At 63.2% G+C, this 15,508-nt stretch carries 14 protein-coding genes and 1 pseudogene; 7 read left to right on the top strand and 8 right to left on the bottom strand.

What is annotated here, in order from left to right; genetic code table 11:
* Positions 1 to 235: 235 nt before the first annotated feature.
* Positions 236 to 2,902, top strand: coding sequence for an alanine--tRNA ligase (gene alaS, locus NKJ26_RS06490; protein ID WP_352694592.1), 2,667 nt, complete (start codon positions 236 to 238; stop codon positions 2,900 to 2,902).
* Positions 2,903 to 3,184: 282 nt separating this feature from the next.
* On the opposite strand, the pseudogene NKJ26_RS06485 reads toward alaS, so the two are convergent.
* Both NKJ26_RS06485 and NKJ26_RS06480 read right to left on the bottom strand, forming a co-directional pair.
* Positions 3,185 to 3,812 (bottom strand): annotated as a pseudogene (locus NKJ26_RS06485) (glutathione S-transferase family protein).
* A 21-nt stretch (positions 3,813 to 3,833) separates the two neighbouring features.
* Positions 3,834 to 5,045 carry an NADP-dependent isocitrate dehydrogenase gene (locus NKJ26_RS06480; protein WP_352694590.1) on the bottom strand — a complete coding sequence of 404 codons (1,212 nt, stop codon included), beginning with the start codon at positions 5,043 to 5,045 and terminating at the stop codon, positions 3,834 to 3,836.
* A 213-nt stretch (positions 5,046 to 5,258) separates the two neighbouring features.
* On the opposite strand from NKJ26_RS06480, the gene NKJ26_RS06475 reads away from it, so the two are divergent.
* Genes NKJ26_RS06475 through NKJ26_RS06465 form a run of 3 tightly spaced genes read left to right on the top strand, consistent with a single transcriptional unit; the run spans position 5,259 to position 7,208 of the window.
* A complete protein-coding gene (locus NKJ26_RS06475; protein ID WP_027028109.1) occupies positions 5,259 to 6,179 on the top strand; it encodes an RNA methyltransferase in 921 nt (306 codons plus the stop codon).
* Positions 6,172 to 6,960 (top strand): glutamate racemase, encoded by a 789-nt coding sequence (murI, locus tag NKJ26_RS06470; protein WP_352602369.1) that lies wholly within the window; start codon positions 6,172 to 6,174, stop codon positions 6,958 to 6,960. The genes NKJ26_RS06475 and murI overlap by 8 nt, the downstream gene beginning before the upstream one ends.
* Positions 6,961 to 7,019: 59 nt before the next feature.
* Positions 7,020 to 7,208: a DUF3008 family protein gene (locus tag NKJ26_RS06465; protein WP_352602367.1), complete on the top strand. Its 189-nt coding sequence runs from the start codon at positions 7,020 to 7,022 to the stop codon at positions 7,206 to 7,208.
* Between the two features lie 112 nt (positions 7,209 to 7,320).
* On the opposite strand, the gene NKJ26_RS06460 is transcribed toward NKJ26_RS06465, so the two are convergent.
* Positions 7,321 to 7,518, bottom strand: a complete 198-nt coding sequence (locus tag NKJ26_RS06460; RefSeq protein ID WP_027042433.1) for a hypothetical protein — start codon at positions 7,516 to 7,518, stop codon at positions 7,321 to 7,323.
* A 377-nt stretch (positions 7,519 to 7,895) separates the two neighbouring features.
* Between NKJ26_RS06460 and rpsD the strand changes: the two genes are divergently transcribed.
* The 3 genes from rpsD (at position 7,896) to NKJ26_RS06445 (ending at position 10,352) form a co-directional block, all read left to right on the top strand.
* The gene (gene rpsD, locus NKJ26_RS06455; protein ID WP_023773182.1) at positions 7,896 to 8,513 is read left to right on the top strand and encodes a 30S ribosomal protein S4; all 618 of its coding nucleotides are present in this window, start codon (positions 7,896 to 7,898) and stop codon (positions 8,511 to 8,513) included.
* Positions 8,514 to 8,641: 128 nt separating this feature from the next.
* Positions 8,642 to 9,535: a tRNA 2-thiocytidine(32) synthetase TtcA gene (gene ttcA, locus NKJ26_RS06450; protein ID WP_352694586.1), complete on the top strand. Its 894-nt coding sequence runs from the start codon at positions 8,642 to 8,644 to the stop codon at positions 9,533 to 9,535.
* Positions 9,525 to 10,352, top strand: coding sequence for an inositol monophosphatase family protein (locus tag NKJ26_RS06445; protein WP_352694584.1), 828 nt, complete (start codon positions 9,525 to 9,527; stop codon positions 10,350 to 10,352). Before ttcA ends, NKJ26_RS06445 begins: the two co-directional genes overlap by 11 nt.
* Positions 10,353 to 10,356: 4 nt before the next feature.
* Here the strand turns inward: NKJ26_RS06445 and NKJ26_RS06440 are convergent, their stop codons facing one another.
* The 5 genes from NKJ26_RS06440 to purL all read right to left on the bottom strand — a co-directional run bounded on the left by NKJ26_RS06440 (position 10,357) and on the right by purL (position 15,462).
* Positions 10,357 to 11,610, bottom strand: a complete 1,254-nt coding sequence (locus NKJ26_RS06440) for a multidrug effflux MFS transporter (RefSeq protein WP_352694582.1) — start codon at positions 11,608 to 11,610, stop codon at positions 10,357 to 10,359.
* Between the two features lie 140 nt (positions 11,611 to 11,750).
* Positions 11,751 to 12,086 (bottom strand): Grx4 family monothiol glutaredoxin, encoded by a 336-nt coding sequence (grxD, locus tag NKJ26_RS06435; protein ID WP_010909091.1) that lies wholly within the window; start codon positions 12,084 to 12,086, stop codon positions 11,751 to 11,753.
* Between the two features lie 185 nt (positions 12,087 to 12,271).
* Positions 12,272 to 12,505 (bottom strand): BolA/IbaG family iron-sulfur metabolism protein, encoded by a 234-nt coding sequence (locus NKJ26_RS06430; protein WP_192253559.1) that lies wholly within the window; start codon positions 12,503 to 12,505, stop codon positions 12,272 to 12,274.
* 121 nt (positions 12,506 to 12,626) lie between these two features.
* Positions 12,627 to 13,160, bottom strand: a complete 534-nt coding sequence (locus NKJ26_RS06425) for a hypothetical protein (protein WP_352694579.1) — start codon at positions 13,158 to 13,160, stop codon at positions 12,627 to 12,629.
* A 70-nt stretch (positions 13,161 to 13,230) separates the two neighbouring features.
* Positions 13,231 to 15,462, bottom strand: a complete 2,232-nt coding sequence (gene purL / locus NKJ26_RS06420; protein ID WP_352694577.1) for a phosphoribosylformylglycinamidine synthase subunit PurL — start codon at positions 15,460 to 15,462, stop codon at positions 13,231 to 13,233.
* Positions 15,463 to 15,508 lie beyond the last annotated feature (46 nt).

Raw genomic sequence — 15,508 nt, 5'->3', positions numbered from 1 at the left:
CGGCCATAATCCTGCTCTATTATCTCGGGCTTATGTAATTGAGTTCTGTGTTGTTGTGTTTCAAACCGCCGGCTTCGTGCCGGCGGTTTGCGTTTTGGCGGGGTAGAGGCGGTTCCAACTGCTGGCGGAAGCCGCCAATTGGCCCATTCCGTGTTTCTGGACAGGGTGCGGTGCGACCGCTAAAAGGCCATGTCCATTTTCCGCCCCGGCGGTTCTCTCGAAAAGGCAGCATTTCATGAGTGGCGTGAACGAGATCCGGTCGACATTTCTCGACTATTTCCGCAAGGAGGGTCACGAAATCGTGGCATCGAGCCCGCTGGTGCCGCGCAACGATCCGACGCTGATGTTCACCAATGCCGGCATGGTGCAGTTCAAGAACGTCTTTACCGGTTTGGAGAAGCGGCCCTATTCGCGCGCCACCACCGCCCAGAAGAGCGTTCGCGCCGGCGGCAAGCACAACGATCTCGACAATGTCGGCTACACCGCGCGCCATCTGACCTTCTTCGAGATGCTCGGCAATTTCTCCTTTGGCGACTACTTCAAGGAGCGCGCCATCGAACTTGCCTGGAACCTGATCACCAGGGAGTTCGGGCTGGACAAGGACAAGCTGCTGGTCACCGTCTATCATACGGACGACGAGGCAGCCGGGTTCTGGAAGAAGATCGCAGGCCTCTCCGACGACCGCATCATCCGCATTCCCACATCGGACAATTTCTGGGCCATGGGCGACACCGGCCCTTGCGGGCCGTGCTCCGAGATATTCATCGACCGGGGCGAACACATCTGGGGCGGCCCTCCAGGCAGCCCCGAGGAAGACGGCGACCGGTTCCTCGAATTCTGGAACCTGGTGTTCATGCAGTATGAGCAGGTGACGAAGGACGAACGCGTCGACCTGCCGCGGCCGTCCATCGACACCGGCATGGGCCTGGAGCGCATGGCGTCGATTCTGCAAGGCGTGGAAAGCGTCTTCGAGACCGACCTGTTCCGCCACCTGATCGACGCCACATCCTCCGCGATCGGGCGTGCTCCGGACGCGGAGACGGTAGGGTCCTTCCGCGTCATCGCGGATCACCTGCGCTCGTCCTCCTTTCTGGTCGCCGACGGCGTGCTGCCGTCGAATGAAGGCCGTGGCTACGTGCTGCGCCGCATCATGCGCCGCGCCATGCGTCATGCGCAGTTGCTGGGTTCCCGCGATCCGCTGATGTGGCGCCTGGTGCCGGCCCTGGTGCGCGAAATGGGCCAGGCCTATCCTGAACTGGTGCGCGGCGAACAGTTGATCACCGAGACGCTGAAGCTCGAGGAAACCCGTTTCCGAAAGACGCTGGTGCGCGGCCTGGGCCTGCTTTCGGAGGCTACCGAAAAAATGCATGCCGGCGACATGCTGGATGGCGAAACGGCCTTCAAGCTCTATGACACTTACGGCTTCCCGCTCGACCTGACGCAGGATGCTCTGCGCCAGCGCAGCATCTCCGTCGATCTTGCCGGCTTCACCAATGCGATGGAGCGGCAGAGGGCCGAGGCGCGCGCCCACTGGGCGGGTTCCGGCGATGCGGCCACCGAGACGGTTTGGTTCGCGGTCCGCGAAAAGACGGGCGCTACCGAGTTCCTCGGCTACGAGACCGAGCAGGCGGAAGGCCTCATCCAGGCGCTTGTAAGAGACGGCAAGACCGTCGACAGCGCCGGCGAGGGCGAAGCGGTTGCGATCGTCGTCAACCAGACGCCGTTCTACGGCGAGTCCGGTGGCCAGATGGGCGACACCGGCGTCATTTCGGGCGAAGGGTTCTCGATCGAGGTGACCGATACGCAGAAGAAGGCCGACGGCCTGTTCGTGCATTTGGGCAAGGTGGCGAGCGGCACGGCCAGGACCGGTGCTGCCGTCGAGCTGAAGGTCGACCATATCAGGCGCACCAGGCTGCGGGCGAACCATTCCGCCACGCATCTGATCCACGAGGCACTGCGCGAGGTGCTGGGCACCCACGTCGCGCAGAAGGGGTCGCTGGTAGGGCCCGAGCGCCTGCGCTTCGACATTTCGCACAACAAGCCGATCTCGCCGGAGGACCTCGAAGAGGTCGAGCGCATGGCCAACGAGATCGTCGTCCAGAACGGCCCGGTGACCACGCGCCTGATGTCGGTCGACGACGCCATTGCCGAGGGCGCCATGGCGCTGTTCGGTGAGAAGTATGGCGACGAAGTGCGGGTTGTTTCGATGGGCACGGGCCTGCATGGCGCCAAGGCCAACCGGCCCTATTCGGTCGAGCTGTGCGGCGGCACGCATGTCAGGGCGACGGGCGATATCGGTCTGGTGCGCGTGGTGTCGGACAGCGCGGTTGCCGCCGGCGTGCGCCGCATCGAGGCGTTGACCGGCGAGGCCGCGCGCAGGCATCTCGACGAACAGGACCGGCGTCTGAAATCGGTCGCGGCGACGCTCAAGATTTCGCCGGCCGACGTGCAGGCGCGCGTCGAGGCGCTGCTCGACGAGCGCAAGAAGCTCGAGAAGGAATTGACCGAGGCGCGCAAGAAGCTGGCGCTGGGCGACCGCTCGCCAGCCGGTGCGCCCGCCGAAAACGAAACCATTGCCGGCGTCGGTTTCCTCGGCAAGGCGGTTTCCGGCGTCTCGCCGAAGGACCTGAAGCCCTTGGCCGATGCCGGCAAGAGGTCGCTCGGTTCCGGCATCGTCGTCTTCGTCGGCGCCGGCGAGGACAACAAGGCAAGTGTCGTCGTGGGCGTGACGGACGACCTGACCAGCCGCTTCAGCGCCGTCGACCTGGTGCGTGTCGCCTCGGCGGCCCTTGGTGGGCAAGGCGGCGGCGGCCGCCCCGACATGGCCCAGGCCGGCGGCCCCGATGCATCCAGGGCCGATGATGCGATCGCGGCGGTGAGGGCGGCACTCGAGGCGGCTTGATCGCTGGAGACCACCAATTCCAGGTCGGCGCTGCCCCTCATCGCCCTGCCCGTCCTCCGCAGCAGCTGCGCTGCAGCTGCGGAGGGTGGACCGGGCACTTCTCCCCGTATAGTGACGGGGAGAAGGGAGATGCCGCGACGCTGGCGATTAGCGAAATCATCGACGAAAGCGTCCTTCTCCCCGTCACTATACGGGGAGAAGATGGCGGCAGCCAGATGAGGGGCAGCGCCAACGCCTCGATTCAAGCCCGAAGCGATTGCCTGCCCATCGAGCCCGTCGCCGTCAGCCGATCTGCTCCGTCCTCTCGAAGCTGGCGCGCGCGGCGATGCGGTGCCACCAGTCCTGGATCTCAGAAAATTCGGCCAGCAATTCCCGCCCGTCCGCGACCTTGAGGAAATAGCCGATGATCGGCGCCGCGTGCAGATCGGCCAGCGTCAGCTGGTCGCCCAGCAACCATGGCCCCGGCGCTTTTAGCGAGGACAGCGCCTGAAGCACCTTGCGCGCCTGTGAAAGTCCGCCGGCGATCAGCGCCTCGTCCGGCGCCGCCTTCTCCAGGCGCTCGACGGCGACATCCCAGACCATCGACCTGTAGGCATAGGCATCGAGCAGGCCGATGATTTGGTTCATCCGCGCACGGCTGCGCGGCTCCTTCGGTTGCAGCGCCGGCCCGTCAAACGCTTCATCGGCATAGCGAGCAATCGCGCTCGTCTCGAACAGCCGAAACCCATCATGCTCGAAAGCGGGGATGCGGCCGAACGGGTGGTGCTCGAAATACCAGGCGGAATGCCCTCGGCGGCAAAGACATCGACCGGCACAAGCTCGTAATCGATGCCCTTCTCCTCTCGAGCGCCAGCCGCACGATGCGGACATAGACACTGTAATCCGCTCCGTAGACGACCGGCTTGCCCATGGTGCTCCCGGACGAGGCGGGTTACGCCATCGCCTTCTGCAAATTCTCGTCGATCTTGTCGAGGAAGCCGGCGGTCGAAAGCCAAGGCTGATCGGGGCCGATCAGCAGCGACAGGTCCTTGGTCATGAAACCGGATTCGACCGTCTGGATGCAGACCCTTTCCAGCGTCTCGGCGAAGCGCTTCAACTCGGCATTGTCGTCGAGCTTGGCGCGGTGGGCGAGGCCACGCGTCCAGGCGAAGATCGAGGCGATCGAATTGGTCGAGGTTTCCTCGCCCTTCTGGTGCTGGCGGTAATGGCGGGTGACGGTGCCGTGCGCGGCTTCGGCTTCCACCGTCTTGCCGTCCGGCGTCATCAGCACCGAGGTCATCAGGCCGAGCGAGCCGAACCCTTGCGCCACCGTGTCGGACTGCACGTCGCCGTCATAGTTCTTGCAGGCCCAGACATAGCCGCCCGACCATTTCAGGCTGGAGGCCACCATGTCGTCGATCAGGCGGTGCTCGTACCACAGCTTCTTCGCCTTGAACTCGGCCTCGAATTCAGCCTCGTAGACTTCCTGGAAAATGTCCTTGAAGCGGCCATCATAGGCTTTCAGGATGGTGTTCTTGGTCGACAGGTAGACCGGATAGTTGCGCAGCAGGCCGTAGTTCAGCGAGGCGCGGGCGAACTCGCGGATCGATTCGTCGAGATTGTACATGGCCATGGCCACACCGGCGCCGGGCGCGTCGAACACGTCGTGCTCGATCACCTTGCCGTCCTCGCCGACGAACTTGATCGTCAGCTTGCCCTTGCCGGGGAAGCGGAAATCGGTGGCGCGGTACTGGTCGCCATAGGCGTGGCGGCCGACGATGATCGGCTTGGTCCAGCCGGGCACAAGGCGCGGCACGTTCTTCATGATGATAGGCTCGCGGAAAATCGTGCCGCCAAGAATGTTGCGGATGGTGCCGTTCGGCGACTTCCACATCTTCTTCAGCTTGAATTCCTCGACGCGCTGCTCGTCGGGCGTGATCGTGGCGCATTTCACGCCGACGCCGTATTTCTTGATGGCGTTCGCCGAATCGATGGTCACCTGGTCGTTGGTGGCGTCACGATGCTCGATGCCGAGGTCGTAATATTCGAGCTTGAGGTCGAGATAAGGGTGGATCAGCTTGTCCTTGATGAACTGCCAGATGATGCGGGTCATCTCGTCGCCGTCGAGTTCGACGACCGGGTTCGCCACCTTGATCTTCGCCATGGAAAGAATGCCTCGTTGCTGGGAATGGGGACGGCCTTGCCCGCGTGGCGTTCGGCCGGGGATGCGCCCGTATATCAAAGCGTTTTTGGCCGCGCAAACGGCGATCGGCCCGAATGCGAGGTGATAGTCGCCATCGTTTGCGAATGCTTCATTTTCGCGGCCGAATATGGCAGGGGACGCTGAAATGCCGCAAACAGCAGTTCATTGACAATCATGCCCGTCACCAAAGATCCAGATAGCACGTCCGCCGCCGGCCCGGCGATCATCCTGGTCGAGCCGCAGCTTGGCGAGAACATCGGCATGGTCGCGCGCGCCATGGCCAATTTTGGCCTGTCGGAGCTGCGCCTGGTCAATCCGCGTGACGGCTGGCCGAGTGAGAAGGCGCGCGCCGCGGCGAGCCGCGCCGACCACGTCATCGATGCCGTCACCGTTTTCGACGATCTGGCCTCCGCGCTTGCCGATCTGAACTTCGTTTTCGCCACCACGGCCAGGCAGCGCGACGGCTTCAAATCCGTGCGCGGCCCGGTGGAAGCGGGCAGGGTGCTCCGGGCCCGTCACGAAATGGGGCAGCGCACCGGCATCCTGTTCGGCCGTGAGCGCTTCGGGCTTTATAATGACGAGGTCGGCCTTGCCGACGAGATCGTCACCTTTCCCGTCGATCCCGATTTCTCCTCGCTCAACATCGCCCAGGCCGCTCTGCTGATGTCCTATGAGTGGATGAAGTCCGGCCTGGAAGACGAGACCAGAACCAACTTTGCCGGTCCGGACATGAAGCCGGCGAGCAAGGAAGAACTGCACGGCCTGTTCGCCTATCTCGAAGGCGCATTGGAAGCGCGCGGTTATTTCCGCCCCGCGCCGAAGAAGCCGAAGATGGTCGACAATCTGCGCGCCGTGCTGACGCGGGCCGGCTTCGCCGAGCCTGAACTGAAGGTGCTGCGCGGCATCATTTCCTCGCTCGACAGGTTCTCGCCGGCGATGCCGCGCGGGGACGGCTCTCCAGGCGATGATCCGAGGCGGCTGCCTGCGGCGGCCGCTCGCGCCCGCAAGGCGGAAGTCGATCGCCCGGCGCCCCCCGCCGATGGCGACGACAACGACACGCCACCGCTGGGCGGCAGGGGAACCGACAATGACTGAGCGGCCGATCCTGATGTTCGATTCTGGGGTCGGCGGGCTGACCGTGTTGCGCGAGGCGCGCGTGCTGATGCCGGACCGGCGCTTCATCTATGTCGCGGACGATGCGGCTTTCCCTTTTGGCGCCTGGGAAGAGCCGGCGTTGCGGACCCATATACTCAAGCTGTTCGCCAGGTTGCTCGAGAGGTTTACGCCGGCCATTTCGGTCATTGCCTGCAACACCGCCTCGACGCTGGTGATCGATGCGCTGCGGGACACTTTTCCCGGCCACCCCTTTGTCGGCACCGTGCCGGCGGTCAAGCCGGCGGCGGAGCGCACGCGCTCCGGACTGGTCTCGGTGCTGGCGACGCCGGGCACGGTGAAACGGCAATACACGCGCGACCTGATCAGCAAGTGGGCGCAGAAATGCCATGTCCGCCTGGTCGGCAGCAACAATCTGGCGGGGCTTGCCGAAGCCTACATGCGCCAGGGCTTCGTCGACGAGGAGGCCGTGCGGGCCGAAATCGCGCCGTGCTTCATCGAGCGTGACGGCATGCGGACCGATATCGTCGTGCTCGCCTGCACGCACTATCCCTTTCTGGTCAATCGCATGCGCAAGACCGCGCCCTGGCCGGTCGACTGGATCGATCCGGCGGAGGCGATTGCCCGGCGAGCCCTGTCGCTGCTGCCGCCCATTGACGGCGCGCTGCCGCAAAACGCGCCCGATATCGCCGTCTTCACGTCCGGCAAGGCGGATTTCGCCGTGAGCCGGCTGATGCAGGGTTTTGGGCTGACGATCGGCTGATATCAGGAACATAGGGAGAAGGACTGCGTTGGTCTCCTGTCGCGAAGGGAGAACCAGCCATGCCAGCCACTTCGAAAGCCCAGCAGAAAGCCGCCGGCGCAGCGCTCTCCGCCAAGCGCGGCGAGACGAAAAAGCGCGAACTCAAAGGCGCGTCCAGGGGAATGTACGAATCGATGAGCGAAAAGCAGCTCGAGGAATTCGCCGAGACCAAGCGAAAGGGGCTGCCGGAGAAGAAGTCGAAAGACTGATTTCGCTGGTCGAAAGATTCTTGCCGCCGTGCCCGAAAAACTTGCTCCAAACGGATGAAAGCCCGCGGCGGAACCGCGGGCTTTCGCATTCAAGCACTTGTTTTCGCCTATATCACCAGCGGTGGCAGCGCCGTATCCTCTCCACGATCACCCTGCGGTGACCATGCCGCCACACGACTCTCTTCTTCACGATGATGCGGCAGACCTGTTTGTGTCCGTGCCAATGGCGCGCCATTGCCGGTTCCGGCGCCACCGCCATCGAACCCGCAAGCACCGCGGCGCCTGCCAGGGTAAGGAAGAATTTCTTCATAAGAATTGCGCTCCTCTAGCTCCAGTTCCTTCCTGGTGCCGCTGGCGCAACGACCTCCCGCCACATCCGGCACTGTATCGGACAAGGCAAACGCTATATCGTCGCCATATCCAAATCCAGCCGCAAGCTTGACACCGGTTAAAACTCGGTTTAACCAGCCGCCAACGCCGGGCAGCGATGTCCGGTGTTTGTTTTGTATACGCAGGATCGGTCACCCAGTCGTTTCTGATCCTGTTTGAACTGACGTGTCCCGTGGGTTTTCCGCCGCGTTGCGTGGGAAAACCCTGTCAGGTCTCGAAAACGGAGGCCAGAGGAGGGCGCGTTTCCTTCACCCGGACCATGAGGTTCCGGGTTATGTTGTTTTGAAAGGGAATGCGATGAGCAAGCGCGAATCCGCGAAGTACAAGATCGACCGCCGTCTTGGCGAAAATATCTGGGGCCGCCCGAAGTCCCCGGTCAACAAGCGCGAATACGGCCCCGGCCAGCACGGCCAGCGCCGCAAGGGCAAGCTTTCCGATTTCGGCCTGCAGCTGCGCGCCAAGCAGAAGCTGAAGGGTCACTATGGCGACGTTTCGGAAAAGCAGTTCCGCAAGGTCTATGAAGAGGCCGATCGCCGCAAGGGCGACACCTCCGAGAACCTGATCGGCCTGCTCGAATCGCGTCTGGACGCGGTCGTCTACCGCTCCAAGTTCGTGCCGACCATTTTCGCCGCCCGTCAGTTCGTCAATCACGGCCACGTCAATGTGAACGGCAAGCGCGTCAACATCGGCTCGTACCGCTGCAAGCCGGGCGACGTCGTCGAAGTGCGCGAAAAGTCGAAGCAGCTGGTGATCGTTCTGGAATCGGTCGGCCTCGCCGAACGCGACGTTCCGGATTACATCGAAGCCGATCACAACAAGATGGTCGCGACCTTCTCGCGCATCCCCGGCCTGGCGGACGTCCCGTTCGCCGTCCAGATGGAGCCGAACCTGGTCGTCGAATTCTATTCGCGCTGATCGAACGCATTTTGCGATACCATCCAAAGGCCGCCCCCGAGGCGGCCTTTTCTTTGTCGGCCATGTCCGCTAATCCCGGGCGCAACGAAATGCAGAACGTCCGTTGCTCCAGGATTGGAACTGACGCCATGAACATGCTGCCGAACGCTCAATCGCTTGAACCGGTCGCCGACGGCGAAGGCGGTTTTCATCCGCTGTTCGCCGACGTGCCGTCCTCGGTCGAGTTCAACAAATTGCGCAAGCGGCTGCTGCGGCTGACCCGCCAGGCGATCGAGGACTTCTCGATGGCCAAACCGGGTGAGCGCTGGCTGGTGGCGCTTTCGGGCGGCAAGGATTCCTACGGCCTGCTTGCCATGCTGCTGGATTTGAAATGGCGCGGCCTGCTGCCGGTCGAGCTGCTGGCCTGCAACCTCGACCAGGGCCAGCCGAATTTTCCAAAACACATCCTGCCCGACTATCTCGACACTTACGCCATTCCTCACCGTATCGAATACCAGGACACTTATTCCGTCGTCACCGACAAGCTGCCGCAGGGCAGCACCTATTGCTCGCTGTGCTCGCGGCTCAGGCGTGGCCATCTCTACCGCATCGCGCGTGAGGAGGGCTGCTCGGCGCTGGTGCTCGGCCACCACCGCGAGGACATTCTCGAAACCTTCTTCATGAACCTGTTCCATGGCGGCCGCCTCGCCGCCATGCCGCCAAAACTGCTCAACGACGAAGGCGACGTCATGGTGCTGCGCCCGCTGAGCTATTGCGCCGAGATCGACCTGGAGAAATTCGCCGCCGCGATGCAATTTCCGATCATTCCCTGCGATCTCTGCGGCAGCCAGGAAGGCCTCCAGCGCAACGCCATGAAGGCAATGCTCGACGACATCGAAAAGCGCATGCCCGGCCGCAAGGATACGATGCTTCGTGCCCTGTCCAACAGCAGGCCGTCGCATCTGCTCGACAGGAAACTGTTCGATTTCGCCGGCCTCGACGAAGCGCTCTCCAGTAGGCAAGACATTTCCGATGACGTTTGACGACACCGCGATCGACTGGCTGGCCGGCATCTTGGCCGAAGCCGCCGAAGCCGAAATCATGCCGCGCTTCCGTCGGCTGGGCGACGGCGACATCCGCCAGAAGACCTCTGCCGCCGACCTGGTGACGGAGGCCGACGTCAACGCCGAGCGGCTGATCACCGCCAGGTTGCGTGAACGCTACCCCGCCGCAATGGTCGTCGGCGAGGAAGCCTGTTCCGACGATCCGGCGTTGTTGAATGGCGTGGGCGATGCCGACCTGGCCTTCGTCATCGATCCGGTGGACGGCACCTTCAACTTCGCGTCCGGCGTGCCGCTGTTCGGCGTCATGCTGGCGGTGGTGGCCAAGGGGGAGACCGTCGTCGGCACCATCCACGATCCCGTCGGCAAGGATTGGCTGATCGGTGCCAAAGGCGCCGGCAGCCATATCAGGCATGCGCATGGCGACCTGGAAAAGGTCCGTGTCGCGGCACCGGCGCCGATTTCGCAAATGACCGGTTCCGTCTCCTGGCAATACATGTTGGAGCCCGAGCGGTCACGGCTGGCGCGCAACCAGACCAAGGTCCTGTCGCAATTCGCCTATCGCTGCGCGGCGCATGAATACCGCCTGCTGGCCAGCGGCCATGCCCATTTCGTCGTCTACAACAAGCTGATGCCGTGGGATCACCTGGCCGGCGTGCTGATCCATGCCGAGGCCGGCGGCCATGCCGCGCGCTTCGACGGCAGCGCCTATCTGCCGTCGCATCTTGGCGGCGGCCTGCTTGTCGCGCCCGACAAGGAAAGCTGGCAGGAGTTGCGCCGCGAACTCTGGGCGGAATAGAAAACTACAGAGCCTTGACGGGCGGATTCTGCGGCTGGAACAGCTTGCCGCGCTCGGCGAGCAGGATCATCAGCAGCGCCGCCACCGAGACGCTGCAGAAGCCGGCGGCGAGCGGCGTCACCGTGCCGTTGAAGGCCTGGCCGATCAGCGTACCCAGAATGCCGCCGAGGAAAGTCTGCATGAAGCCAAGGATGGATGACGCCGTTCCGGCCAGCTGGCCGAGCGGCTCCATGGCGAGCGCATTGAAATTGGCGCCGAGCGCGCCGAACGGAAGCATGGCGCAGGCAAAGAAGGTGATGAACAGCCAGAGCGGCATCTTCATTTCCAGCGACACGACCAGCCAGGCGAGGCTGATGGTCAAAAACAGCAGCAGCGCGCTTTGCGACAGGCGGCGCATGCCGATGCGGCCGACAAGGCGCGAGTTCAGATAATTGGAGAAAGCGAGCACGCCGGCGACGCCGGCGAAGATGACCGGGAACATCTCGCCGACATCGAAGATGTTGACGTAGATCTGCTGCGCCGAGGCGATGAAGCCGAACATGGCGCCGAAGATGAAGGTGCTGGCGAAGGCATAGCAGAGCGCGATGCGGTTGGTGAGCACGATGCGGAATCCACCGACGATGGATGAAACCGTCAGTGGTCGGCGGTACTCTGGATGCAGCGTCTCGGGCAGGCGCAGCAGCGACCACGCCGAAACTATGAGCGCGCCGACGGCCATGGTGACGAAGATCAGATGCCAGGTCGCGAACAGCATGATGAATTGGCCGATCCCCGGCGCCACGACCGGGATGGCCATGAACACCATGAAGATCAGCGACATCACCTCGGCCATGCGCCGGCCGTCGAACGTATCGCGCACGATCGAGACGGCGATGACGCGCGTGGCGGCGGCGCCGATGCCTTGCACGGCCCGGCATAGCAGAAGTGTCTCAAAGCTCGGCGCGATGGCGGCCGCGGCAGCCGCCGCCACGTAAATGATCAGGCCTGCGACCAGCGGCGCGCGGCGTCCGAACCGATCCGAGATCGGCCCGAAGAACAGCTGGCCGCCGCCAAACCCCAGAATGTAGGCGGTGATCACATATTGCCGGTGGTTTTCATTCGCGACGCCGAGTGAGGCGCCGATCTGCTGCAGTGCCGGCAGCATGATATCGATGGCCAGCGAGTTCAGCGCCATCAGCGCCGCGCACAACGCAATGAATTCCCAGCGCGGAATAGGCAGTTTGCTTGCCGATTGCGGCGCCGATGTTTGCTGGTCCACGGCAAATCCGATCTCTCAAACGAAAACGCGCCGGCGGGCCGGCGCATTGGCTCGTCCTGGTCCCCGACATCAGGGACATAAAATTGCCGAGGTGCCCCGGATCCCCCGGGCATGCCGATATCGACATGCCCAGACCGAAATTAAGCGGCGCCTTTGACGCTCACGCCCTTTTCGACGAGGAAAGTCTGCAACTCGCCCGCCTGGAACATTTCGCGCACGATGTCGCAGCCGCCGACGAACTCGCCCTTGACGTAGAGCTGCGGGATCGTCGGCCAGTTGGAATAATCCTTGATGCCCTGGCGCAGTTCGGCCGAATCCAGCACGTTCACGCCTTTGTAGTCGGCGCCGATATAATCCAGGATCTGGACGACCTGGCCGGAAAATCCGCATTGCGGGAAACCGGGCGTGCCCTTCATGAAAAGGACGACGTCGTTGCCCTTCACTTCATTGTCGATGTAGTCGTTGATGCCGCTCATAGAATATCCTTTCACGCCTGTGGGAGTCAGGCTCGAAGCATGCCTTTCAAATAAACCCATAGGTTGCCCGAAACAAGACTTTAGCCGTGCCAGGACCGAAATGGCGCAAAGGATGGGTCGTTTTGGGCCAAGCGACTTTTGACGCCGTAACTCGCGAGCGGTCCTTTTGGTGGGCCGGAAATGCCTCAGTCGGGAACGCTCGTCTGCAGCGCCAGCGCGTGCAGCACGCCGCCCATGTTACCCTTCAGCGCGTCATAAACCATCTGGTGCTGCTGGACGCGGCTCTTGCCGCGAAAGCTCTCGGCCACCACCTCGGCCGCATAGTGGTCGCCGTCGCCGGCGAGGTCGCGGATCGTCACCTTTGCGTCCGGAATGCCGGCCTTGATCAGTTTTTCGATGTCGTGGGCGTCCATTGCCATGGCAGAATTCCTGTTTCGGGCGGGCGGCCACGCGGCTGCCCGTGCGATGAGAGTCGGGGCAAGCCTAAAGCCTTTCTGGGCTGGATTGAAGCGGTTCCGTCCAGCCTCGGGTGATTGAGCTTTACGAGATCGTCTCGCCCGGATGAACCGCGCCGTCCGTCGGATCATCCTCCCGCGTCGAAAAGGCGCGGCCGAGACTGAAGACCAGCACATAGAGCGGAATGTTCACCGCCAGGCTGGCAATCGGGAGGTAGCCGGTCATCCGCCAGGCGGGCGAGAAGAAGGGCTGGCCATAACCGTCGCAGGCAAGCGAAGAGCCGTATTCCCAAAGCGCCCCTATGGCCGCCGCGGCGATGAAAAGCTTGATGCAGGTGACGATATGTCGTGCCCGCGCCGGCTCCGGCGAAATTCGGCCCCATAGCACCAGGCAGGCGATCGGAACGGCATAGATGAGGTTCTGGGCGAGGAGCATCGGAATAGTGCCATTGGCCGCGTCAAGAAATTCCGCACGCGTTTCCAGCCGCGGGCAAACCTCGCTCGAGGTCGTCGACAGCAGGAAAAGAACGAACGGCCCGAGGAACCAGAAGAAGAACAGCGACGGCCAGAAGACGACTGCGAGCAGCGCCCGGGCGGCCAGTTTCCTGTGATTGAGCATGATCGCTGGACAAAACGATTTTCCGTTTGTCCGAGAAAACCGGTTCCCACTTTTCGGGATCATATCCTGGTCAAATGGCCTGGTCCATGAAGCGGGGGAACCAGCCTTCGTGCGCGGCGGTCAAGTCGCTGACCGGGATTGCCCGTGCTTCGCCAAGCTTCAACGTGTTGCCGCCGGTGGAGCCGATCCATGGCGCGAAAATGCCGGCTTCATTTTGCTGCTTGCGGATGGCGTCCCATTCATCGCCATGCGGGTCGATCGACAGCGTCAGCAGATAGCGGCCCTGGTCCTCGCCGAACCAGACCGGAATCGGATCGGTGCCGACAAGGCCGGGAACGGTCGCACCGATGCCCGACGCCATCGCCATTTCGGCCAGCGCCACCGCGATGCCGCCGTCGGAAACATCATGCGCCGCCGTGACAATGCCGGAGGCAATCAGGGCGCGCACATGGTCGCCGACGCGCTTTTCATGCTCGAGGTCGACCGGCGGCGGTGGGCCGTCGGTGCGTCCGTGAATATCGCGCATATATACCGACTGGCCGAGATGCGTCCCCCACGAAGCGGGCGCGCCGACCAGCAGGATCATCTGGCCTTCCGCCGCGAAGCCGGCGCGTACCATCTTCGACCAGTCTGATATCAGGCCGACGCCGCCGATGGTCGGTGTCGGCAGGATGCCCTGGCCATTGGTTTCGTTGTAGAGCGAGACGTTACCGGAGACGATCGGGAAACCGAGTGCGCGGCAGGCGTCGCCAATGCCTTTCACCGCGCCGACCAGCTGGCCCATGATCTCGGGCCGTTCCGGATTGCCGAAATTGAGATTGTCGGTGGCGGCGAGCGGCAGCGCGCCGGTGGCGGTCAGGTTGCGCCAGCATTCGGCCACCGCTTGCTTGCCGCCCTCGTAGGGATCGGCCTCGCAGTAGCGCGGCGTCACGTCGGAGGAGAAGGCGAGCGCCTTGGTGGGATGGCCGTCGACACGCACCACGCCGGCATCGCCGCCTGGAAGTTGCAGCGAATTGCCCTGGATGAGCGTGTCATATTGCTCCCACACCCAGCGGCGCGAGGAGAGATCGGGCCCGCCGAGCAGCTTCAACAGCGCCTCGGCGATGTCGGCCTGCGGAACGTCGTTGGCGGCAAGCGGCGCCGGTTTCTTCGGCTCGACCCAGGGGCGATCGTATTCCGGAGCCTTGTCGCCGAGATCCTTGATCGGCAGATCGGCGACCTCGTCGCCCTGGTGCAGCACGCGGAAGCGCAGATCGTCGGTGGTCTTGCCGACGATGGCGAAGTCGAGGCCCCATTTGTGGAAGATCGCCTCGGCTTCCTTTTCTTTTTCGGGGCGCAGCACCATCAGCATGCGCTCCTGGCTTTCCGACAGCATCATCTCGTAGGCGCTCATGCGCTCTTCGCGCACCGGCACCTTGTCGAGATCGAGCTCGATGCCAAGGTCGCCCTTGGCTCCCATTTCGACAGCCGAGCAGGTGAGGCCGGCCGCCCCCATGTCCTGGATGGCGATGACCGCGCCCGAGGCCATCAGTTCGAGGCAGGCCTCCAGCAGGCATTTTTCGGTGAAGGGGTCGCCGACCTGCACGGTCGGGCGCTTCTCGTCGATCTTGTCGTCGAATTCGGCCGACGCCATGGTGGCACCGCCGACACCGTCGCGGCCGGTCTTGGCGCCGAGATAGACGACAGGCAGGCCGACGCCCTTGGCTTCCGACAGGAAGATCGCGTCGGTCCTGGCAAGACCCGCCGCAAAGGCATTGACCAGAATGTTGCCGTTGTAGCGGGCGTCGAAATTGACCTCGCCGCCGACCGTCGGCACGCCGAAGGAATTGCCGTATCCGCCGACGCCGGAAACCACGCCGGCGACCAGATGCCTGGTCTTGGGATGGTCCGGAGCACCGAAGCGCAGCGCGTTCATCGCCGCGATCGGCCGCGCGCCCATGGTGAAGACGTCACGCAAAATGCCCCCGACGCCGGTCGCGGCACCCTGGTAGGGCTCGATGAAGGAGGGGTGGTTATGGCTCTCCATCTTGAAGACGACGCAGTCGCCGTCACCGATGTCGACCACGCCGGCATTCTCGCCCGGACCCTGGATGACCTGGGGTCCGGTGGTTGGCAATGTGCGCAGCCATTTCTTCGAGGATTTGTAGGAGCAGTGCTCGTTCCACATCGCCGAGAAGATGCCGAGCTCGGTAAAGCTCGGTTCGCGACCGACGAGATCGAGAATGCGCTGATACTCGTCGGGCTTCAGCCCGTGTGAGGCGATGAGCTCGGGGGTGATCGGCACGGAATTGGAAATTGTCATGGGTGGCGATTTTTATCCGGGTGCATTGGGATTTTGAGTCTCGTCT

The sequence above is a fragment of the Mesorhizobium sp. M0152 genome (assembly GCF_040322415.1).
Taxonomy (GTDB): Bacteria; Pseudomonadota; Alphaproteobacteria; order Rhizobiales; family Rhizobiaceae; genus Mesorhizobium.
The sequence above is the reverse complement of the archived record's forward strand: the minus strand, read 5'-3'. Positions and strand labels throughout refer to the sequence as shown.